Source organism: Streptococcus mitis (assembly GCF_023109515.1).
Classification (GTDB): Bacteria; Bacillota; Bacilli; order Lactobacillales; family Streptococcaceae; genus Streptococcus; species Streptococcus mitis_CS.
Map to the genome: position 1 here is coordinate 127134 of NZ_JALDUM010000003.1, position 22313 is coordinate 149446.

Genomic DNA, 22313 nt, shown 5'->3' on the forward strand with positions numbered 1-22313 from the left:
ACTAGTAGAATAGTAAGGAAACTTTATACGGAGGAAAGAAATGGATTTGGGTGATAATGAGCTAACACTGACTCCCATACCTGGGAAGAGTGGCAAGGCTTATATGGGTAGCTATCCTGATGGGAAGCGCATCTTTGTAAAAATGAACACCTCTCCAATCCTACCTGGTCTAGCTAGAGAACAAATTGCTCCACAATTATTATGGAGTCGCCGTTTGGCAGATGGGCGTGATATGTGTGCTCAAGAATGGTTGACAGGCAAGATATTGACCCCCTATGATATGAATCGTAAACAAATCGTCAATATTTTAACCCGTCTTCATCGCTCACGTCCTTTGATGACACAGTTGAGTCGTTTGGGCTATGCCATGGAAACACCTGTAGATTTACTGCAGTCTTGGCAGGAAACGGCTCCAGATGCTTTGCGTAAAAATCATTTTATCAGTGAAGTGATGGCTGATTTACGTCAGACTATTCCAGGATTTAGAGAGGACCATGCGACCATTGTCCATGGAGATGTACGACATAGTAATTGGATTGAGACAGACAGTGGCTTGATTTATTTGGTGGATTGGGATTCGGTTCGCTTGACCGACCGCATGTTTGATGTGGCCCATATGCTCTGCCATTATATTCCAGAACATCAGTGGAAGGAATGGTTGACCTACTACGGTTACAAGTACAATCAAACGGTATTAAATAAATTGTATTGGTACGGTCAATTGTCTTATTTGAGCCAGATTTCCAAGTATTATATGAACCAAGATTTAGAAAATGTCAATCGGGAGATCCATGGCTTGCGTCACTTCCGAGACAAGTATGGAAAGAGAAGATGAGAGTTAGAAATCGTAAAGGGGCGACAGAATTACTAGAGGCAAATCCCCAGTATGTGGTCCTCAATCCCTTGGAAGCCAAGGGAAAATGGCGGGACTTGTTTGGCAATGATAATCCCATTCATGTGGAAGTTGGAAGTGGAAAGGGTGCCTTTGTTTCAGGTATGGCCAAGCAAAACCCTGACATCAACTATATCGGGATTGATATTCAAAAGTCAGTTTTGAGTTACGCTTTAGACAAGGTTCTTGAAGTTGGTGTGCCTAATATCAAGCTCTTGTGGGTAGATGGTTCTGATTTGACTGATTATTTTGAAGATGGTGAGATTGATCGCTTGTATCTGAACTTTTCAGATCCATGGCCTAAAAAACGCCATGAAAAGCGTCGTTTGACCTACAAAACCTTCTTGGATACCTTCAAGCGTATCTTGCCTGAAAATGGAGAAATTCATTTCAAGACGGATAACCGTGGCTTGTTTGAGTACAGCCTAGTGAGTTTTTCTCAGTATGGCATGAAACTTAATGGTGTCTGGCTAGATTTGCATGCCAGTGATTTTGAAGGCAATGTCATGACAGAATACGAGCAAAAATTCTCCAACAAGGGGCAAGTTATCTACCGTGTTGAGGCAGAATTTTAAGAAATAGCCTGAAATCAGGCTGTATAAGTGCTTTTGCTTTACATAAGTTGGCAAATGTGCTATACTAAGAGTAAGAATATGAGAAAGAGAGGCGGGGAAATATCTTCGCCTCTTGCTTATGAGGAGGTGGACGCAATCGCAACAATCGTAGAATTAGTCAGAGAAGTTGTAGAACCTGTCATAGAAGCGCCTTTCGAACTCGTGGATATCGAGTATGGAAAGATTGGCAGTGACATGATTCTCAGTATTTTTGTAGATAAACCTGAAGGAATTACCTTGAACGACACGGCAGACTTGACAGAAATTATCAGTCCTGTCCTAGACACCATCAAGCCAGATCCCTTCCCAGAACAATATTTCCTAGAAATCACCAGTCCAGGCTTGGAACGTCCTTTAAAAACCAAGGATGCCGTCGCTGGAGCGGTTGGGAAATACATCCATGTCGGGCTCTACCAAGCCATCGATAAGCAAAAGGTCTTTGAAGGAACCTTGTTGGCCTTCGAAGAGGACGAGTTGATCATGGAATATATGGACAAGACGCGTAAGAAAACGGTCCAAATTCCATACAGTTTAGTATCAAAAGCACGTTTAGCAGTAAAATTATAGAAAAAGAAAGGATAGCTTTTGAGGATTCAAAAGTGAAGAAAACATGAGTAAAGAAATGCTAGAGGCCTTCCGCATTTTGGAAGAAGACAAGGGAATCAAAAAAGAAGACATCATCGACGCAGTAGTAGAGTCGCTTCGTTCCGCTTATCGCAGACGCTATGGTCAATCAGACAGCGTAGCTATTGATTTCAATGAAAAAACAGGTGATTTCACAGTCTATACTGTTCGTGAAGTTGTGGATGAAGTCTTTGATAGCCGTTTGGAAATCAGCTTGAAAGATGCTCTTGCCATTAATTCAGCCTACGAGCTTGGTGACAAGATCAAGTTTGAAGAAGCACCTGCTGAGTTTGGTCGTGTAGCAGCTCAATCTGCCAAACAAACCATCATGGAAAAAATGCGCAAGCAAACACGTGCCATCACTTACAATACTTACAAAGAACATGAGCAAGAAATCATGTCTGGTACAGTAGAACGCTTTGACAACCGCTTTATCTATGTCAACCTCGGCAGCATCGAAGCCCAATTGTCAAAACAAGACCAAATTCCTGGTGAAGTTTTTGCTTCTCATGATCGTATTGAAGTTTATGTTTACAAGGTTGAAGACAACCCTCGTGGCGTCAACGTCTTTGTTAGCCGTAGCCATCCAGAAATGATCAAACGCTTGATGGAGCAAGAAATTCCAGAAGTTTATGATGGAACTGTTGAAATCATGAGCGTGGCCCGTGAAGCAGGTGACCGTACGAAGGTTGCAGTTCGTAGTCATAATCCAAACGTGGATGCTATCGGAACAATCGTTGGACGTGGTGGAGCGAATATTAAGAAGATTACCAGCAAATTCCACCCAGCTCGTTACGATGCCAAGAGCGACCGTATGGTACCAATCGAAGAAAATATCGATGTTATCGAGTGGGTAGCAGATCCAGCTGAATTTATCTACAATGCCATTGCTCCTGCTGAAGTTGACCAAGTTATCTTTGATGAAAACGACAGCAAACGTGCCTTGGTGGTTGTTCCTGATAACAAGCTTTCTCTTGCAATCGGTCGTCGTGGGCAAAACGTTCGCTTGGCAGCTCACTTGACTGGTTACCGTATCGATATCAAGTCTGCTAGTGAATTTGAAGCCATGGAAGAGACTGCTTCAGTAGATTTGGAAGCAGAAAACGATACTGTAGAAGAATAAAAGCTGCTAGAGGAGGGAAAGATGAAAACAAGAAAAATCCCTTTGCGCAAGTCTGTTGTCTCTAATGAAGTGATTGATAAGCGTGATTTGCTCCGCATTGTCAAGAACAAGGAAGGACAAGTCTTTATCGATCCGACAGGCAAGGCCAATGGCCGCGGCGCTTATATCAAGCTAGACAATAAAGAAGCCATAGAGGCTAAAAAGAAGAAGGTCTTTAACCGTAGCTTTGACATGGAAGTGGAAGAAAGCTTTTATGACGAGTTGATCGCTTATGTGGATCACAAAGTGAAAAGAAGAGAGTTAGGACTTGAATAAGCAAAAGATAAGCAATCTCTTGGGACTCGCTCAGCGAGCAGGGCGTATCATATCGGGTGAAGAATTGGTGGTCAAGGCCATTCAAGATGGAAAGGCCAAGTTGGTCTTTCTAGCCTATGATGCAGGACCCAATCTGACCAAGAAGATTCAAGATAAAAGTCATTATTATCAAGTAGAAATTGTAACCGTGTTTTCAACACTGGGATTAAGCATAGCAGTCGGGAAATCGAGAAAGGTTTTGGCTGTAACAGATGCTGGATTTACAAAGAAAATGAGGTCTCTTATGGAATAGAAGAGGAGGACATGATTTGTCTAAGAAAAGATTGTACGAAATCGCAAAAGAACTTGGAAAAGAAAGTAAAGAAGTTGTAGCGCGTGCAAAAGAGTTGGGCTTGGATGTGAAAAGCCACTCATCAAGTGTGGAAGAAGCTGTCGCTGCAAAAATCGCTGCCAGCTTTAAGCCTGCAGCTGCTCCGAAAGCAGAAGCAAAACCTGCAGTACCAAAAGCAAGTGCAGAAAAGAAAGTCGAGAAATCTGAGCCAGCAAAAACAGCTGTAGCTAAGGAAGGGGCAAAACCGGCTGAGCCAGTCGCTCCGAAGGCAGACAAAGTAGCAGCTAAACCGCAAAGCCGTAATTTTAAGGCTGAGCGTGAAGCTCGTGCCAAAGAGCAGGCAGAACGACGCAAGCAAAATAGGGGCAATAACCGTGACCAACAACAAAACGGAAACCGTCAGAAAAACGACGGCCGTAATGGTGGAAAACAAGGTCAAGGAAACCGCGACAATCGTCGCTTTAATGACCAAGCTAAGAAACAGCAAGGTCAGCAAAATCGTGGCAACGAGCGCCGTCAGCAAGAGGACAAACGTCCAAATCAAGCGGCTCCACGCATTGACTTTAAGGCCCGTGCGGCAGCATTGAAAGCAGAGCAAAACGCAGAATATGCCCGTTCAAGTGAGGAACGTTTCAAGCAGACTCAGGCTGCTAAAGAAGCCTTGGCTCAAGCTAACAAACGCAAGGAGCCAGAGGAAATCTTTGAAGAAGCTGCTAAGTTAGCTGAACAAGCGCAACAAGTTCAAGCAGTGGTTGAAACAGCTCCTGTGAAAAAAGAAGTTGCAGTGGATACACGTCGTAAAAAACAAGCCCGACCAGACAAAGAACGCGACGATTACGATCGCGAAGAAGATGGTCCTAGAAAACAACAAAAGAATCGAAGTAGTCAAAATCAAGTGAGAAATCAAAGAAATAGTAACTGGAATAACAACAAGAAGAACAAAAAAGGCAATAACAAGAACAATCGTAATCAGGCTCCAAAACCTGTTACAGAACGTAAATTCCATGAATTGCCAACAGAATTTGAATATACAGATGGTATGACCGTTGCGGAAATCGCAAAACGTATCAAACGTGAACCAGCTGAAATCGTTAAGAAACTTTTCATGATGGGTGTCATGGCCACACAAAACCAATCCTTGGATGGGGAAACAATCGAACTCCTCATGGTGGATTATGGTATCGAAGCCAAACAAAAGGTTGAAGTGGATAATGCTGATATCGAACGTTTCTTTGTCGAAGATGGTTATCTCAATGAAGATGAATTGGTTGAGCGTCCACCAGTTGTAACCATCATGGGACACGTTGACCACGGTAAAACAACACTCCTAGATACCCTTCGTAACTCTCGTGTTGCGACAGGTGAAGCAGGAGGTATCACTCAGCATATCGGTGCCTACCAAATTGTTGAAAATGGCAAGAAGATTACCTTCCTTGATACACCAGGACACGCGGCCTTTACATCTATGCGTGCGCGTGGTGCATCTGTTACCGATATTACCATCTTGGTTGTAGCGGCAGATGACGGGGTTATGCCTCAGACTATCGAAGCCATCAACCACTCAAAAGCGGCCAACGTTCCAATTATCGTAGCTATTAACAAGATTGATAAACCAGGTGCCAACCCAGAACGCGTTATCGGTGAATTGGCAGAGCATGGAGTTATGTCAACTGCTTGGGGTGGAGATTCTGAATTTGTTGAAATCTCAGCTAAATTCAATCAAAACATTGAAGAATTGTTGGAAACAGTCCTTCTTGTGGCTGAAATCCAAGAACTCAAGGCAGACCCAACAGTGCGTGCGATCGGTACAGTTATCGAAGCGCGCTTGGATAAAGGAAAAGGTGCGGTCGCAACCCTTCTTGTTCAACAAGGTACCTTGAATGTTCAAGACCCAATCGTTGTCGGAAATACCTTCGGTCGTGTCCGTGCTATGACCAACGACCTTGGTCGTCGTGTTAAGGTTGCTGGACCATCAACACCAGTTTCTATCACAGGTTTGAACGAAGCGCCAATGGCAGGGGATCACTTTGCCGTTTACGAAGATGAAAAATCTGCGCGTGCAGCAGGTGAAGAGCGTGCCAAACGTGCCCTTATGAAACAACGTCAAGCTACCCAACGTGTCAGCCTTGAAAACCTCTTTGATACCCTTAAAGCTGGTGAACTCAAATCTGTTAACGTTATCATCAAGGCTGATGTACAAGGTTCTGTTGAAGCCCTTTCTGCCTCACTTCAAAAGATTGATGTGGAAGGTGTCAAAGTGACCATCGTTCACTCTGCGGTCGGTGCCATCAACGAATCTGACGTGACTCTTGCCGAAGCTTCAAATGCCTTTATCGTTGGTTTCAACGTACGCCCTACACCACAAGCTCGTCAACAAGCTGAAGCTGACGATGTGGAAATCCGTCTCCACAGCATTATCTACAAGGTTATCGAAGAGATGGAAGAAGCCATGAAAGGGATGCTTGATCCAGAATTCGAAGAAAAAGTTATCGGTGAAGCAGTTATTCGTGAAACCTTCAAGGTGTCTAAAGTGGGAACTATCGGTGGATTCATGGTTATCAACGGTAAGGTTACTCGTGACTCTAAAGTCCGTGTTATCCGTGACGGTGTTGTTATCTATGATGGCGAACTCGCAAGCTTGAAACACTACAAAGACGACGTGAAAGAAGTTACAAACGGTCGTGAAGGTGGATTGATGATTGATGGCTACAATGACATCAAGACTGACGATGTGATTGAGGCCTATGTCATGGAAGAAATCAAACGATAAGATTTTTTGCTCCTTTCTTAGGTGGTGAGGGACGCAAGCAAACCGATGGTTTCATTGCTTATTTTTGAGCCTAGGGTCTCAAAAATCCCCTGTGATGGGACTGATAAATCAGTTCCATCACTTTCACCACGGCGAAAGAAGCGGATGAGTTCAAATTGAACTTCGTTTCAATTTGAATTAAAAATCAAGAAGTTTAAAAATAGCTAGGTCTGCTGGCCTAGCTTTTGGTTCGAAGTAGAGAAAGGAATATCATGGCAAATCATTTTCGTACGGATCGTGTGGGCATGGAAATCAAGCGTGAAGTCAATGAGATTTTGCAAAAGAAAGTCCGTGATCCGCGTGTCCAAGGTGTGACCATCACAGATGTTCAGATGCTAGGTGACTTGTCTGTTGCCAAGGTTTACTATACCATTTTGAGTAACCTTGCTTCAGATAATCAAAAAGCCCAAATCGGGCTTGAAAAAGCAACTGGTACTATCAAACGTGAACTTGGTCGCAATTTGAAATTGTACAAAATCCCAGATTTGACTTTCGTCAAAGACGAATCCATCGAATATGGAAACAAGATTGACGAGATGCTACGCAATCTGGATAAGAACTAAAAAGGAGGGGAAACCCTCTTTTTTTGTGGGGGAAAAGGCAATAAAACATGCTGGCGGAATATTTCCAGAGTTATATTAAAAAGCTTTATAAAATTCAACTTGTATGATATTATAGGAAATAAAAAGAGTGAGAGAGAACGATTTTTCAGCAATAGCCAGCAAGGCTGGTATCGTTAATATTTTGAAAGTGTAGTTAAACGAGGGAAGATAATATGGGACTCATAAAAACTCTAGCTAAAACTTACGGGAATTACTTTTTGACCATGCAAGGTGTAAAAGTAATGAAAACGATAAAGAAAGATGACCATGTCGTTGTTGGTCTGGGAAAACTTTTTATTGCAGACAAGCTAATGGATACGGCTCGGTGGCTCATCAAGCCAGAGGATAGAAAATGAAATTTTTTTGGAACTTCTTGCTATTCTTTTTATCAAACCGATTATTGGAATTATGAAATTCCTGTGGATGATCATCTCTTTTGCAGTCCAATTGCTGTTTTACAAGCTATTATTTAAAATATTGGATTGGCTCTTTAAACTTATTTAGATGGTAATCCAAGTCGTAGAGAACTAGCAGGAACTCCACTGCTAGTTTTTTAATCTCTCTCCATATGGTATAATATAAGCAGTAAAATCATTTTAGAACATTCAGTGGAGGTCGTCATGGACAATATCATCGATGTGTCAATTCCTGTTGCAGAAGTGGTGGACAAGCATCCAGAAGTCTTGGAAATTTTAGTCGAGCTTGGTTTTAAACCCCTTGCCAATCCCTTAATGCGCAACACAGTTGGTCGTAAAGTATCGCTCAAACAGGGTTCTAAGCTGGAAGGAACTCCTATGGACAAGATTGTCCGCACACTGGAAGCAAACGGCTATGAAGTGATTGGGTTAGACTAATGGCAGATGAACGAATTCATGTCCTGCGGGATATTTTGTTAGAATTGCACAATGGTGCCTCTCCTGAGTCGGTTCAGGAGCGTTTTGATGCAACCTTTGCGGGTGTCTCAGCCATAGAGATTTCCCTCATGGAGCACGAGCTGATGAACTCAGACTCGGGCGTCACTTTTGAAGATGTCATGGAACTCTGTGATGTCCATGCCAATCTTTTTAAAAATGCTATCAAAGGTGTTGAAGTAGAGGATACCGAACACCCTGGCCACCCAGTTCGGGTATTTAAGGAAGAAAATCTGGCCCTCCGTGCGGCCTTGATTCGCATTCGGAGATTGTTAGATACATATGAGTCTATTGAAGATGAAGAAATGCTTGCGGAGATGCACAAGGGTTTGGTGCGTCAGATGGGACTTGTAGGTCAATTTGATATCCATTACCAGCGTAAGGAAGAACTTTTCTTTCCTATCATGGAGCGCTATGGACACGATTCACCTCCAAAAGTTATGTGGGGAGTGGATGATCAGATCAGGGAACTCTTTCAAACAGCTTTAGCGACAGCCAAGTTACTACCAGAAATATCAATTAGCAGTGTAAAAGAAGCTTTTGAAGCCTTTGCGACAGAGTTTGAAAGTATGATTTTCAAGGAAGAGTCCATCCTTCTCATGATTCTCCTTGAGTCCTTTACTCAGGATGACTGGCTTCAGATTGCGGAGGAGAGCGATACCTACGGCTATGCCATCATCCGTCCGTCTGAGAAATGGGTGCCAGAAAGACAGAGCTTTGTTGAGGAAGATAGTGCAGGGGAGCCTGTACAGCTAGATACGGCAGAAGGTCAAGTTCAGCAAGTTATCGATACGCCAGAAGGACAGTTTACCATTACCTTTACCCCTAAGGAAAAGGAAGCAGTGCTGGACCGTCATAGTCAACAGGCTTTTGGGAATGGCTATCTCTCGGTCGAGCAGGCTAATCTCATCCTCAATCACCTCCCTATGGAGATTACTTTTGTCAATAAAGACGATATTTTCCAGTATTACAATGACAATACGCCAGCTGATGAGATGATTTTCAAACGGACCCCGTCCCAAGTTGGGCGCAATGTTGAACTCTGCCATCCGCCTAAGTACTTGGACAAGGTCAAGACCATCATGAAGGGGCTTCGTGAGGGAAGCAAAGACAAGTATGAAATGTGGTTCAAGTCTGAGTCGCGAGGAAAGTTTGTCCACATCACCTACGCAGCAGTCCATGATGAAGAGGGAGAATTCCAAGGTGTGTTGGAATACGTTCAGGATATTCAGCCCTACCGTGAGATTGATACGGACTATTTCCGTGGATTAGAATAAGGAGAAAAAATGAGTTACGAACAAGAATTTATGAAGGAATTTGAAGCTTGGGTCAATACACAAATCATGATCAACGACATGGCGCATAAGGAAAGCCAAAAAGTCTACGAAGAAGACCAAGACGAGCGTGCCAAAGATGCCATGATTCGCTACGAAAGTCGTTTGGATGCTTATCAGTTCTTGCTTGGTAAGTTTGAAAATTTCAAAGCAGGAAAGGGATTTCATGATTTGCCAGAAGGCTTGTTTGGTGAGCGAAATTATTAAACGAGAAAGATTCTTGATTTTTTACTAAAATCTTGATAGAATATTTATATTAAATCCTTGTCAGAGCAGGGGTTTTTTATTGAAAGGATTTTATCATGTCAAAGAAACTCAATCGTAAAAAACAATTACGAAATAGCCTCCGTCGTGCAGGTGCTTTTTCAAGTACTGTGACTAAGGTTGTAGAAGAGACAAAAAAAGTCGTAAAACGTGCAGAACAGTCAGCAAGCCAAGCTGGTAAGGCTGTTTCTAAAAAGGTTGAACAAGCAGTAGAAGCTACCAAAGAGCAAGCTCAAAAAGTAGCCAATTCTGTAGAAGATTTTGCAGCAAACTTGGGTGGGCTTCCACTTGACCGTGCCAAAACCTTCTATGATGAAGGCATCAAGTCTGCTTCAGATTTCAAAAACTGGACTGAAAAAGAACTCCTTGCTTTGAAAGGAATCGGCCCAGCTACCATCAAGAAATTGAAAGAAAATGGCATCAAGTTCAAGTAATCTTTCTTGTGCCTTGCATTTCCGTCAAAATCTTGCTACAATAGAGCCATTAGAGGTGTTTTGAATCCCACATTTTACAGAAAGTGGCGGCGCTGAGAAGTCCACAAATGTGTCAAAACTGGTTGCTAATGGATGAAAAATTGAAATAAAAGTGTCTTTTTGTTTTAAAGACGAGAGTTGCGGGCAACTGCCCGAAATTGGGTGGTACCGCGGATAAATACATTCGTCCCTGTCATGTAGATGGCAGGGGCGATTTTTTGTAGAAAGCGAGGTGAGAAGAATGTCAAGAGCTGAATTACCAGAACGCTTAGAAACCGAACGGCTCGTCTTGCGAGTTCGTACAGTGACTGACGCCGAAGATATTCATGCCTACGCTAGTCTCCCAGAGGTCGCCTATCCAGCAGGATTTCCGCCCGTCAAGACCTTGGAAGATGAGATTTATTATCTGGAGCACATTCTTCCAGAACGAAATCAAAAGGAAAATCTCCCATCTGGCTATGGGATTGTCGTCAAAGGAACCGATAAAGTCATTGGTTCTGTTGACTTCAACCATCGGCACGAAGACGATGTACTGGAGATTGGCTACACCTTGCACCCAGACTATTGGGGACGAGGTTATGTGCCAGAAGCAGCGCGTGCCTTGATTGACATAGCTTTTAGAGAACTAGATCTTCACAAGATTGAACTCTCTTGCTTTGGTTACAATACCCAAAGTCAACGAGTTGCAGAGAAGCTTGGATTTACTCTTGAAGCTCGCATCCGAGATCGCAAGGATGCTCAAGATAACCGCTGTGATGATTTGAGATATGGCTTGTTGAGAAGTGAGTGGGAGGTGGTTTGATGCACATTTTCATCATTGGGGCTCCGGCTTCTGGGAAAATGACTATTGGTCAAGAGTTATCTCGACTGACAGATGCTACCCTCTTTTATAACCATCAAGCCATCGATTTTGCATTAGAAATCTATCAGGACTTTACAGAGGAAATGTGGGAATTTGTTCGTGGAATGACCTTTTCTTTCCTTGGAGCAAGTGCAAGAAATCAGCGATCAGTAATTTTAACAGACGTAATTGATTTTTCAAATCAGTACCAGCTGATGTATTTGAAGCAAATTCAGGATTTATTGGATAACTTTCATCAAGAGATTCTGTTTGTTGAGTTGGAAACAAGTCTTGAGGAGCGTTTACGTCGAAATCAAACGGAGAATCGATTAAAGTACAAACCCTTAAAACGACATATTGAGGTATCTGAAAGAGAAATTTTAGAGACCGCTGAAACACTTCAATTAAATTCCCAACATCAACCGAATGAGTTGCACCACTACCTTAAAATAAATAATACGAGTTTGACTGCAAAAGAAGCTGCTAAGCAAATTCAAAATAAAATGAACAAAATAGAGAAAGGACAAACACATGTCTAAAGAACTTTCACCTAAATACAATCCAGCCGAAGTTGAGGCTGGTCGTTATCAAAAATGGCTTGATGCGGATGTTTTCAAGCCTTCAGGCGATCAAAAGGCTAAGCCTTATTCAATCGTCATTCCACCACCAAACGTAACTGGGAAACTTCACCTTGGTCACGCTTGGGATACGACTTTGCAGGATATTATCATCCGTCAAAAACGCATGCAAGGTTTTGATACGCTTTGGCTTCCGGGGATGGACCATGCGGGGATTGCCACTCAGGCTAAAGTTGAGGAGCGCTTGCGTGGAGAAGGCATTACACGTTATGACCTCGGTCGTGAGAAATTCCTCGACAAGGTCTGGGAATGGAAAGACGAGTATGCCACTACCATCAAGGAACAATGGGGCAAGATGGGGCTCTCTGTAGACTACTCTCGTGAGCGTTTCACCCTTGACGAAGGTTTGTCAAAAGCTGTTCGCAAGGTCTTTGTGGACCTTTACAAGAAAGGCTGGATCTACCGTGGTGAGTTTATCATCAACTGGGACCCAGCAGCTCGCACAGCCCTTTCTGATATCGAAGTTATCCACAAGGACGTAGAAGGTGCCTTTTACCACATGAACTACATGCTAGAAGACGGATCACGCGCCCTTGAAGTTGCGACTACTCGACCTGAAACGATGTTTGGGGACGTTGCGGTTGCGGTCAATCCAGAAGACCCACGCTACAAGGACTTGATTGGTAAAAACGTCATCCTTCCAATCGCTAATAAACTCATCCCAATCGTTGGAGACGAACACGCAGATCCTGAATTTGGTACTGGTGTCGTGAAAATCACGCCTGCCCATGATCCAAACGACTTCTTGGTTGGTCAACGTCATAACTTGCCACAAGTCAACGTGATGAACGACGACGGAACCATGAATGACTTGGCCTTCGAATTTGCAGGCATGGACCGTTTTGAAGCTCGTAAGGCAGTCGTTGCCAAGTTGGAAGAAATCGGTGCCCTTGTTAAAATCGAAAAACGTGTTCACAGTGTTGGTCACTCAGAACGTACAGGTGTTGTGGTTGAACCACGCTTGTCTACTCAATGGTTCGTTAAGATGGACCAATTGGCGAAAAATGCTATTGCCAACCAAGACACAGAGGACAAGGTCGAATTCTACCCGCCACGTTTCAACGATACCTTCCTCCAATGGATGGAAAATGTCCACGACTGGGTGATCTCTCGTCAGCTCTGGTGGGGTCACCAAATCCCTGCTTGGTACAATGCTGAGGGTGAAATGTACGTCGGTGAAGAAGCGCCAGAAGGTGACGGATGGACTCAGGATGAAGACGTATTGGATACGTGGTTCAGTTCTGCCCTCTGGCCATTCTCAACCATGGGCTGGCCTGATGTCGATTCAGAAGACTTCAAACGTTACTTCCCAACTTCAACCTTGGTTACAGGTTACGACATCATCTTCTTCTGGGTATCTCGTATGATCTTCCAATCCTTGGAATTCACTGGCCGTCAGCCATTCCAAAACGTGCTTATACACGGTCTTATTCGTGATGAGCAAGGACGCAAGATGTCTAAATCTCTCGGCAACGGGATTGATCCGATGGATGTCATCGAGAAATACGGTGCCGATGCTCTTCGTTGGTTCCTTTCAAACGGTTCTGCACCAGGGCAAGACGTGCGCTTCTCTTACGAGAAAATGGATGCTTCATGGAACTTCATTAACAAGATCTGGAACATCTCTCGCTACATCCTCATGAACAATGAAGGCTTGACTCTTGAGCAAGCAACGGCTAATGTGGAAAAAGTTGTTAACAAGGAAGCTGGAAACGTCACAGACCGCTGGATTCTCCACAACCTCAATGAAACTATTGGAAAAGCAACTGCTAACTTTGACAAGTTTGAGTTTGGTGTGGCTGGGCACATCCTCTACAACTTCATCTGGGATGAGTTTGCGGACTGGTACGTTGAGTTGACCAAGGAAGTCCTTTATAGCGATAATGAAGAAGAGAAAGTCATCACACGTTCTGTTCTACTTTACACTTTGGACAAGATCCTTCGTCTCCTTCACCCAATCATGCCATTCGTGACAGAGGAAATCTTTGGACAAATCTCAGAAGGCTCTATTGTTACAGCAGAATACCCAACTGTCAACCCAGCCTTTGAAGACCTTGCGGCTCACACTGGTGTGGAAAGCCTCAAAGACTTGATCCGTGCCGTTCGTAATGCGCGTGCGGAAGTAAACGTGGCGCCAAGCAAACCTATCACCATCCTTGTTAAGACAAGCGATAGCGACTTGGAAGCCTTCTTTAACAGCAATGTCAACTACATCAAACGCTTCACAAATCCAGAACACTTGGAAATCGCATCAACCATCCCTGCACCTGAACTCGCTATGTCAAGCGTCATCACAGGAGCAGAAATCTACTTGCCACTCGCAGACCTCCTCAATGTCGAAGAAGAACTCGCTCGTCTCGACAAGGAACTCGCTAAATGGCAAAAAGAACTGGACATGGTCGGCAAGAAGCTCTCTAACGAACGCTTCGTAGCCAATGCCAAACCAGAAGTCGTCCAAAAAGAACGCGACAAACAAGCCGACTACCAAGCGAAATACGACGCGACCGTAGCACGTATTGATGAGATGAAGAAGTTGGTGAAATAAACACAGAAACACGGCTGAATGCCGTGTTTTTTGGTATAATGAAATCAATATTTATTGATGGAGAAAGTGATGTCTAATACTCGTCGAAAATCAAATTCAAACCACGTCAGCGTCGCCTTACCGTACTCAAGTACAGCTTGCGGCTAGCTTCCTAGTTTGATTTTTGATTTTCATTGAGTATAAACACCCTCATTATGAATTGTTAAATTTAATTGGCTACGGTCTTGCCAAGTTTGACAAGCTTTTTATAAGAGAATTTCAATGTTCTAGCAAGTCGGAGTTTTATCGCTATGTGGTTTCTCTGGGAATTGCTGAAACAACTGGAGTTGTAACAAATAGAATGGATTTATTTGATCCTTATTTTGACAATAATAGAAAAGGTTGGTGGCAGAAAGCTGAAGTTTATCGTTTTCGTAAAGATTTAATTGATATGATGTTTGGAAATGAAGATGTTCATAGTTATGCTGAAATCGTTAAAATGTTACTTGCTAGTGAAGGAAAGAAAAAAGGCATAACTATCGTTGAAAAACCAATTATTCAAACTAAATTCAAACGTCTACAAGAAACTGGAATGGAAGCAGAAAATTATTTTATACTCAACTTTGATAAAGAAGAAAAATTTCAAGGTGGACTATTGTACGATGCCCGTCTTTATGGTGATGGATATGATTTCCAAGTAGATGTTCAAGAGCATTCCTATCTTGCCGAAGTTAAAGGAATTCGAAAATCTAAGGGTCGCATTCGTTTGACTGCCAACGAATTTGAGAAAGCTAAAGAGTTTCAATCAGATTTTATTTTATCTCTAGTCACCAACCTAGATGATATTCCAAAGTTAGTGTTAATCGATAATCCTTTAAAACATTTTGAGTTTAAAAAGAATATTATCAAAAATGAAATCATTGAATATAGAAGCTTAGAAGATTTGTATTAGTTCCCCCTTAACTTTTCTAGTTGAAAAAACGAGAAGTCTTGACAGGTCAACGACTCAATGAACTGGAAATCAACGGTATTGGCTTGACTAAGTTTAAAAATGAGGAAATCGGTATTGAAGTCATCTGGATTGATACCGAAAATCCACCTAGCGATACCATTGGCTGGGTAGTAAAGAAATAAAAAGTTCGCGGTCTTTTTGTTTTGTGTTTTACAGTTTTTTCTTGACAAGTCTTTCTTTTTTATGGTATTCTTTTATGCAACAAGTGTTGCGCAACAAATGTTACGTGAAAGGAGTCTTATGCCACCAAAGGTTAAATTTAGTAAAGAGGCTATCATTGGAAGAGCTTTACAATTGGTGAGAGAAGAGGGCATGGCTAGTTTGACGGCTCGAGCATTAGCGGAGCAACTGGGAGCCACACCAAGAGTCATTTTTGGGCAATTTGCCAATATGGCCGAGTTACAAGCAGAGGTTATTGGTGCTGCGGAAATGGTCGTGGTGGAGTATATTCGTAAGGCCTTAGAAGATGAGAAGCCTTTTCGATCCGTCGGGGTTGCTTATATCCTTTTCGCCTCAAAAGAACCCCAACTCTTTCAATTGCTTTTCCAAAATCCCAGCAAAGATCCGATTCGTCGCTTTCAAGATTTTCTTCCCATGAAGGATCATAGTTACCAATTGGTTCTGGATTCGATCGTCGCAGACTATCCTTTGACTGTAGAGGAGGCTGGTCGCTTGTACCAGCATCTATTTATCTACTCACACGGGATGGCCTCAATGGTTGCTTCTGGTATTTATCAATTCAGCATGGAAGAAGTGATTGGATTACTGACAGAGGTTTGTCAATCTCTCATCAAAGAAATGGTAGGAAAGAAATGATTCAACTAGAAAATGTGCACAAAAGTTACGGCCAAACCAAGGTTTTAAAAGGGATTGATTTGCAGATTCAAGACCAGGATGATGTGGTTATCCTCGGTCCTTCTGGATCAGGCAAGTCAACTCTCTTAAACGTTCTGTCAGGTTTAGAAAAGGTAGACGAGGGACATATCCTCATTCAAGGACAGGATTTAGCTCAACTCACAGATACTCAATTAACAGCCTTTAGACGTGAGAAGATTGCCTTTATTTTTCAGCAGTATTATTTATTGCCTAATCTAACAGTCAGACAGAATGTAAAGATGGGGGCAGACCTGGCAAACAATCATGATTTTTTGCAGATTTTCGAGGATTTGGGACTTGGCGATAAGCTGGACAAGTATCCGAGTGAATTGTCAGGTGGGGAACAGCAGAGAGTCTCCATTGCTCGGGCCTTGGCCAAAAAGCCAGAGATTCTTTTCTTAGATGAGCCGACGGGAGCCCTGGATGAAGAAACGGGGCGCAAGATTCTCGACTATATCTGGGAGTTAAAGGAAAAGCTTGGTTTGACCCTCATCATGGTGACGCACAACCAAAATATTGCGGATATGGCAAGAACCATCATTCGTGTCAATAGTGGAAAGATTACCGAAGTTGTGACCAATGATCAGCCTCAGACTGCTTATGAGATTGGATGGTAAGCCATGTTTTCAGTAAAAGATATTCGAAAATTAGTTGTCGTCAGTATAATTGGGGCTTGTGCGGTCTTTGTGGCCAATCTCTTCTTGAATTTTTACTTGGATATCGAGCAGTTGGAGATTTCTAAAACCAATCCCATGATTCAGACTTACTATGATGTTCAGATTTCGCTTTCTTGGATGGTTGCCATGGTCAGTGGAGTCGTCTTGTCCTTGACGTCGGTCCTTCTCATGTGTTTTTATATCAAACAATTTGTCGATGATCACAAGGAACAATTAGGAATTTTAAAGGCTTTGGGCTATAGCAATGGCCAATTGGCTAAACGATTTTGGGCATTTGGGCTCAGTTTTGGTGCCGGAGCGCTTCTTGGCTATTTCGCTTCTTTTCTTATGATGGGGCATTTTTATGACTTCCGGAATGAAAAGGGGATCCTGCCAGAAATCACCATTCATTTTCATTGGCAGCTCTTGCTTGCTTTTGTGGTCCTTCCAACGGCATTTTTTATGCTTATCGCAGTTGGTTATGCTAGAAGACAACTACAAACGCCGGCTCTTCGCTTATTGAAAAAGTCCCCAACACCAATCAAGGTCAAAAGGAGAAAGAGGGCTCCTAAGAAAGAGAAAGACTTCCTAAAAGAGCTGTCTTCGTCACTAATTTGGGGGAGAAAATCTATCCTGTTTTTTGTAGTCTTTGGCTCTATGTGTTTTGCAGCCATGGTTCAATTGTCCTTTGGTCTAAGGGACTACGCAGATGACATCATCCAAACCATGATGATCATGATTGGCTTGATCCTTTCTTTCTCTATTCTCTTTTTGTCATTGGGGATTGTCGTCTCAGAAAGTCGCGAAACCCTGGCTCTTATGAAGACTTTTGGCTACACAGATCGTGAATGCCAAGGCCATATCCTATCTCCCTATCGTTTCTGGACCTATCTAGGATTTGTTCTTGGGACGGCTTATCAGTACGCTATCATGGAAATCTTGATTGGTGTGATCAAAGATACGGTTCCTGAAAAGATTGAGCATCACTTTGATGGGAATGTTTGCTTCTGGACTTTGATCGGTTTTGCTGTGGTTTATGAAAGCCTCTTTTATCTATCCAACAGAAAACTCCAAAAGCAAACCATCAAAGAAGTACTCTTAGCTGAATAAATAGAGAAGGTTGGATTCTCCAGCCCTTTTCTTATGAAACTCATTAACAAGAGAAGGATTTTTCACTATTCTAGGGAAAATGAAATAAAGGAAAGAAAACGAAGTTACTGGCAGAACCTGAAATGATCTTTTTACTTGTTTTGACGCAACAAATAATCCTTTATCTCTGTAGGAATCCTCTTGCAGTTTGTGGTTGGTATTGGAGTTGCAGCCTTGAGTTATAAATAAATCAATATACCTGTGGTCATGTTACACAGGTCTTTCAATTAGCTGAAATATTTCACCTTTATTTTTTCTTAACCTTTGACTATTCTGCAAAATTATCGTAAAATAAAGAGTAAATGATAAAATGAGGTCAGAGTGTGTTTGCTCTGGCGATAGTAGTATAAATGAGGAGAAACGCTTTGGAATTAGAAGTATTTGCTGGGCAAGAAAAAAGTGAACTATCTATGATTGAGGTAGCGCGTGCTATCTTGGAACTTCGTGGTCGCGACCACGAGATGCATTTTAGCGATCTTGTAAACGAAATTCAAAACTACCTTGGAACATCAAACAGCGATATCCGTGAAGCCTTGCCTTTGTTTTACACAGAGTTGAACTTTGACGGTAGCTTCATCTCACTTGGAGACAACAAATGGGGCCTTCGTTCATGGTATGGTGTGGACGAAATCGACGAAGAGATCATCGCTCTTGAAGAAAATGATGACGATGAAGTAGCACCAAAAGCTAAGAAAAAACGTGTCAATGCCTTCATGGATGGTGATTCAGATGCTATTGACTACAATGCAGATGATCCAGAAGACGAAGATGCATACGAAGCAGATCCTGCTCTTTCATACGATGATGAAAATCCAGATGATGAGAAAAACGAAGTGGAAGCTTACGATGCAGAAATCAACGAAATCGCCCCAGATGACTTGGGTGAAGACGTGGATCTCAACGAAGAAGACGACGAGTTTTCAGATGATGATTCTGAAAACATCGAGGAATAAAAGTTAGCTATTGACAATTATCCTATTTTTAGGTATCATATTGTTCGGGCACCTCTTTTAGAGGTCGGGGCTCCCTAGTTCTTAGGGAGCTATTTTTGTTTTTTCAAGAAGTTATCTTCTTGTATTTTATACTCAATGAAAATCAAAGAGCAAACTAGGAAACTAGCCGCAGGCTGTACTTGCGTACGGCAAGGCGACGTTGACGCGGTTTGAAGAGATTTTCGAAGAGTATTAGTTGTGAATCTGGTGCAGTAGTCCCAGATTATTCTTATTAGTAGGGTCTTGTTTTCTATGTCCCCTCGTAGTTAACAAGACCTTGAGCATTTTAGAAAGAGGAATCTATGTCAACGAAATATATTTTTGTAACTGGTGGTGTGGTATCGTCTATTGGGAAAGGGATTGTGGCAGCAAGTCTGGGCCGTCTCTTGAAAAATCGTGGTCTCAAAGTAACCATTCAAAAGTTTGACCCTTATATCAATATCGATCCGGGAACTATGAGTCCTTACCAGCACGGGGAAGTTTTTGTGACAGATGATGGGGCTGAGACAGATTTGGACTTGGGTCACTATGAACGTTTTATCGATATCAATCTTAACAAATATTCCAACGTGACAACTGGGAAAATTTACAGTGAAGTTCTTCGTAAAGAACGCCGTGGAGAATACCTTGGGGCAACTGTTCAGGTTATTCCTCATATCACAGATGCTTTGAAAGAAAAAATCAAGCGTGCCGCTCTAACTACCGACTCTGATGTCATTATCACAGAGGTTGGTGGAACTGTTGGGGATATCGAGTCCTTGCCATTCCTAGAGGCCCTTCGTCAGATGAAGGCAGATGTGGGTGCGGATAATGTCATGTATATCCATACAACCTTACTTCCTTACCTCAAGGCTGCTGGTGAAATGAAGACCAAACCAACTCAACACTCTGTAAAAGAATTGCGTGGATTGGGAATCCAGCCAAATATGTTGGTTATTCGTACAGAAGAGCCAGCTGGTCAAGGAATTAAAAACAAACTGGCCCAGTTCTGTGATGTGGCACCAGAAGCCGTTATCGAATCGTTGGATGTTGAACACCTTTACCAAATTCCATTGAATTTGCAGGCACAAGGTATGGACCAAATTGTTTGTGACCATTTGAAATTAGACGCACCAGTAGCGGATATGACAGAATGGTCAGCCATGGTGGACAAGGTCATGAACCTTAAGAAACAAGTTAAGATTTCCCTTGTTGGTAAGTATGTGGAGTTGCAAGATGCCTACATCTCTGTGGTTGAAGCCTTGAAACACTCTGGTTATGCTAACGACGCAGAAGTTAAGATTAATTGGATTAATGCCAATGATGTGACGGCAGAGAATGTAGCAGAGCTCTTGTCTGATGCGGACGGAATCATCGTGCCAGGTGGTTTTGGTCAACGTGGTACTGAAGGGAAAATCCAAGCCATCCGTTATGCGCGTGAAAATGATGTTCCAATGTTGGGAGTCTGCTTGGGAATGCAGTTGACTTGTATCGAGTTTGCTCGTCACGTTTTGGGTCTTGAAGGTGCCAATTCTGCAGAACTTGCACCAGAAACAAAATACCCTATCATTGATATCATGCGTGATCAGATTGATGTTGAGGATATGGGGGGAACCCTTCGCTTGGGACTTTATCCATCTAAGTTGAAACGTGGTTCTAAGGCAGCAGCTGCTTATCACAATCAAGAAGTGGTGCAACGCCGTCACCGTCACCGTTATGAGTTTAACAATGCCTTCCGTGAGCAGTTTGAGGCAGCAGGTTTTGTCTTCTCAGGAGTTTCTCCAGACAATCGTTTGGTAGAAATTGTGGAAATTCCTGAAAATAAATTCTTTGTGGCTTGTCAGTATCACCCTGAACTTTCAAGCCGTCCAAACCGCCCAGAAGAACTCTACACTGCTTTTGTCACTGCAGCTGTTGAGAACAGTAATTAGCTAAATCAGAACCTTTGAGAACAATCTCAGAGGTTTTTTGATTGCATATTTAGGATAAGATTTGCAAATTAAAAACATAGTGATATAATTAACATAACAAAAGTTAAGGAGGATTTACAATGAAAAAAATCACACTATTTGGTTTGTCTCTAGCAGGCCTAGCTTTACTGGCTTTTCCTCATTCAGGTCAGGCATTCGGGCTAAAAGAAGAATGGGTTGTTAAATGTGGAGTTCAGTATCAAGATGGCAACATTCTTCGGTTTAATAATGGTCATGAAGTGGATATCAAAGTCTTGGATTTGCCAAAAACCGAGAAAATCGAGTGGACGGTCAGTCTCGATGGTCAAGATCAGACTGTCAATTTCCTAGGTCAAGAAAAGGACAAGTCTATGATCGGGGAAGAAGGGCGTTACCTGAATTTCTATGTTCCATATGGCTATAGAGGAGATATCAAGGTCGAGGCTAAGAGCGGAAACGAAGTAAAGACCTGGTCAACGAAAGTTGTGGATGATATTCATAATGATAGTGGAAAGAGAGGCTACTACCATATTAAAGAATCAAATGATCAATACACCTACCTCGATGCTAAATGGGATTATCAAACCAAGACTTACACTGCTACTTTACCAGAGACTGTCAATGGTCAAAAAGTCTTTGCTTGGGCAAATTATGATAATGACGAGTTGAAACTAGAAAAACCAAAATCTATCAGTCATAAATATGATGATGGAGGAGCTTTCAGAGAACTTTATCCGATTGTAAAAGCAGAAAGCTGGCTAAAATCAAACCAAAACTGGTACTATCAAAAACAAGGTCAATTAGTGCAGAAGGATTGGGTTTATGACAAGGGAACTTGGTACTTTATGAATGATAAAGGAGTCATGTTCAATCAAACTTGGCTTTATCAAGGTGGCAACTGGTATGCCTTTAAATCATCAGGAGCCATGATTGCGAGTGACTGGCTTTACGACCAAGGCAAGTGGTACTATTTATCAACTTCAGGAGCCATGAAAGCAAGCACTTGGGTTTATGACAAGGGAGAATGGTATTATGTAAGTTCTTCTGGTGCCATGCTAGCGAATGATTGGGTCAAAGATAATGGCAAGTGGTATTATCTAGCTTCATCAGGTAAGATGCTTCGCAATACTTACACCCCTGATGGTTACTACGTTGGCAACTCAGGTGCCTGGCAATAAGAATAATACTCTTCGAAAATTTCTTCAAACCACGTCAGCTTCATCCACAACCTCAAAACAGTGTTTTGAGCTGACTTCGTCAGTTCTATCTACAACCTCAAAGCAGTGCTTTGAGCAGCCTGCGACTAGCTTCCTAGTTTGCTCTTTGGTTTTCATTGAGTATAAGAAGTCCTTTTCCTTAAAGGAAGAGGCTTTTTACTTGCTTTTCTGCTGCTTCCTCATTTGTC

At 42.4% G+C, this 22313-nt stretch carries 23 protein-coding genes and 1 pseudogene; all 24 read left to right on the forward strand.

Features of this window, described 5'->3' with window-relative positions; all coding sequences use genetic code 11:
• Window positions 1–40 precede the first annotated feature (40 nt).
• On the forward strand, window positions 41–835 hold the full coding sequence (gene ccrZ / locus M1G05_RS08205) for a cell cycle regulator CcrZ (RefSeq protein WP_000362999.1): 795 nt from the start codon (window positions 41–43) through the stop codon (window positions 833–835).
• Window positions 832–1467 carry a tRNA (guanosine(46)-N7)-methyltransferase TrmB gene (gene trmB / locus M1G05_RS08210; protein ID WP_001266094.1) on the forward strand — a complete coding sequence of 212 codons (636 nt, stop codon included), beginning with the start codon at window positions 832–834 and terminating at the stop codon, window positions 1465–1467. The genes ccrZ and trmB overlap by 4 nt, the downstream gene beginning before the upstream one ends.
• Before the next feature lie 126 nt (window positions 1468–1593).
• A complete protein-coding gene (gene rimP, locus M1G05_RS08215) occupies window positions 1594–2073 on the forward strand; it encodes a ribosome maturation factor RimP (RefSeq protein ID WP_080977204.1) in 480 nt (159 codons plus the stop codon).
• A gap of 43 nt (window positions 2074–2116) precedes the next feature.
• Window positions 2117–3253: a transcription termination factor NusA gene (gene nusA, locus M1G05_RS08220; protein WP_049538831.1), complete on the forward strand. Its 1137-nt coding sequence runs from the start codon at window positions 2117–2119 to the stop codon at window positions 3251–3253.
• Window positions 3254–3274: 21 nt separating this feature from the next.
• Window positions 3275–3568, forward strand: a complete 294-nt coding sequence (rnpM, locus tag M1G05_RS08225) for an RNase P modulator RnpM (RefSeq protein ID WP_023947158.1) — start codon at window positions 3275–3277, stop codon at window positions 3566–3568.
• Entirely contained in the window at window positions 3561–3860 is a 300-nt protein-coding gene (locus M1G05_RS08230) for a YlxQ-related RNA-binding protein (RefSeq protein WP_247953515.1), read from the forward strand. The genes rnpM and M1G05_RS08230 overlap by 8 nt, the downstream gene beginning before the upstream one ends.
• A gap of 16 nt (window positions 3861–3876) precedes the next feature.
• Window positions 3877–6669 carry a translation initiation factor IF-2 gene (infB, locus tag M1G05_RS08235; protein ID WP_247953516.1) on the forward strand — a complete coding sequence of 931 codons (2793 nt, stop codon included), beginning with the start codon at window positions 3877–3879 and terminating at the stop codon, window positions 6667–6669.
• A gap of 251 nt (window positions 6670–6920) precedes the next feature.
• Entirely contained in the window at window positions 6921–7271 is a 351-nt protein-coding gene (gene rbfA, locus M1G05_RS08240; protein WP_001273601.1) for a 30S ribosome-binding factor RbfA, read from the forward strand.
• A gap of 212 nt (window positions 7272–7483) precedes the next feature.
• Window positions 7484–7666 carry a hypothetical protein gene (locus tag M1G05_RS08245; protein WP_247953517.1) on the forward strand — a complete coding sequence of 61 codons (183 nt, stop codon included), beginning with the start codon at window positions 7484–7486 and terminating at the stop codon, window positions 7664–7666.
• Window positions 7667–7930: 264 nt separating this feature from the next.
• On the forward strand, window positions 7931–8164 hold the full coding sequence (locus tag M1G05_RS08250) for a DUF1858 domain-containing protein (protein ID WP_000368739.1): 234 nt from the start codon (window positions 7931–7933) through the stop codon (window positions 8162–8164).
• Window positions 8164–9498: a DUF438 domain-containing protein gene (locus tag M1G05_RS08255; protein ID WP_247953518.1), complete on the forward strand. Its 1335-nt coding sequence runs from the start codon at window positions 8164–8166 to the stop codon at window positions 9496–9498. Before M1G05_RS08250 ends, M1G05_RS08255 begins: the two co-directional genes overlap by 1 nt.
• A gap of 9 nt (window positions 9499–9507) precedes the next feature.
• Complete coding sequence (locus M1G05_RS08260; protein ID WP_000119707.1) at window positions 9508–9762, forward strand: DUF1912 family protein; 255 nt, start codon at window positions 9508–9510, stop codon at window positions 9760–9762.
• Window positions 9763–9857: 95 nt separating this feature from the next.
• Window positions 9858–10253 (forward strand): helix-hairpin-helix domain-containing protein, encoded by a 396-nt coding sequence (locus tag M1G05_RS08265; RefSeq protein ID WP_000038635.1) that lies wholly within the window; start codon window positions 9858–9860, stop codon window positions 10251–10253.
• 280 nt (window positions 10254–10533) lie between these two features.
• A complete protein-coding gene (locus M1G05_RS08270; RefSeq protein WP_247953519.1) occupies window positions 10534–11094 on the forward strand; it encodes a GNAT family N-acetyltransferase in 561 nt (186 codons plus the stop codon).
• Window positions 11094–11672, forward strand: a complete 579-nt coding sequence (locus M1G05_RS08275; RefSeq protein WP_045612814.1) for an AAA family ATPase — start codon at window positions 11094–11096, stop codon at window positions 11670–11672. Before M1G05_RS08270 ends, M1G05_RS08275 begins: the two co-directional genes overlap by 1 nt.
• A complete protein-coding gene (locus tag M1G05_RS08280; RefSeq protein WP_247953520.1) occupies window positions 11665–14316 on the forward strand; it encodes a valine--tRNA ligase in 2652 nt (883 codons plus the stop codon). The genes M1G05_RS08275 and M1G05_RS08280 overlap by 8 nt, the downstream gene beginning before the upstream one ends.
• Before the next feature lie 172 nt (window positions 14317–14488).
• On the forward strand, window positions 14489–15247 hold the full coding sequence (locus M1G05_RS08285; protein ID WP_247953530.1) for a protein NO VEIN domain-containing protein: 759 nt from the start codon (window positions 14489–14491) through the stop codon (window positions 15245–15247).
• Between the two features lie 20 nt (window positions 15248–15267).
• A pseudogene (locus M1G05_RS08290) lies at window positions 15268–15429 on the forward strand (hypothetical protein); the annotation flags it as partial.
• Between the two features lie 118 nt (window positions 15430–15547).
• Window positions 15548–16123 (forward strand): TetR/AcrR family transcriptional regulator, encoded by a 576-nt coding sequence (locus tag M1G05_RS08295; RefSeq protein ID WP_247953522.1) that lies wholly within the window; start codon window positions 15548–15550, stop codon window positions 16121–16123.
• On the forward strand, window positions 16120–16800 hold the full coding sequence (locus tag M1G05_RS08300; protein WP_247953523.1) for an ABC transporter ATP-binding protein: 681 nt from the start codon (window positions 16120–16122) through the stop codon (window positions 16798–16800). The genes M1G05_RS08295 and M1G05_RS08300 overlap by 4 nt, the downstream gene beginning before the upstream one ends.
• 3 nt (window positions 16801–16803) lie before the next feature.
• Window positions 16804–17949 (forward strand): FtsX-like permease family protein, encoded by a 1146-nt coding sequence (locus M1G05_RS08305; protein WP_247953524.1) that lies wholly within the window; start codon window positions 16804–16806, stop codon window positions 17947–17949.
• 404 nt (window positions 17950–18353) lie between these two features.
• On the forward strand, window positions 18354–18941 hold the full coding sequence (gene rpoE, locus M1G05_RS08310; protein WP_031227756.1) for a DNA-directed RNA polymerase subunit delta: 588 nt from the start codon (window positions 18354–18356) through the stop codon (window positions 18939–18941).
• A 341-nt stretch (window positions 18942–19282) separates the two neighbouring features.
• Complete coding sequence (locus M1G05_RS08315) at window positions 19283–20890, forward strand: CTP synthase (protein WP_000105246.1); 1608 nt, start codon at window positions 19283–19285, stop codon at window positions 20888–20890.
• A gap of 119 nt (window positions 20891–21009) precedes the next feature.
• Window positions 21010–22086 (forward strand): N-acetylmuramoyl-L-alanine amidase family protein, encoded by a 1077-nt coding sequence (locus M1G05_RS08320; RefSeq protein ID WP_247953525.1) that lies wholly within the window; start codon window positions 21010–21012, stop codon window positions 22084–22086.
• Window positions 22087–22313: the final 227 nt, after the last annotated feature.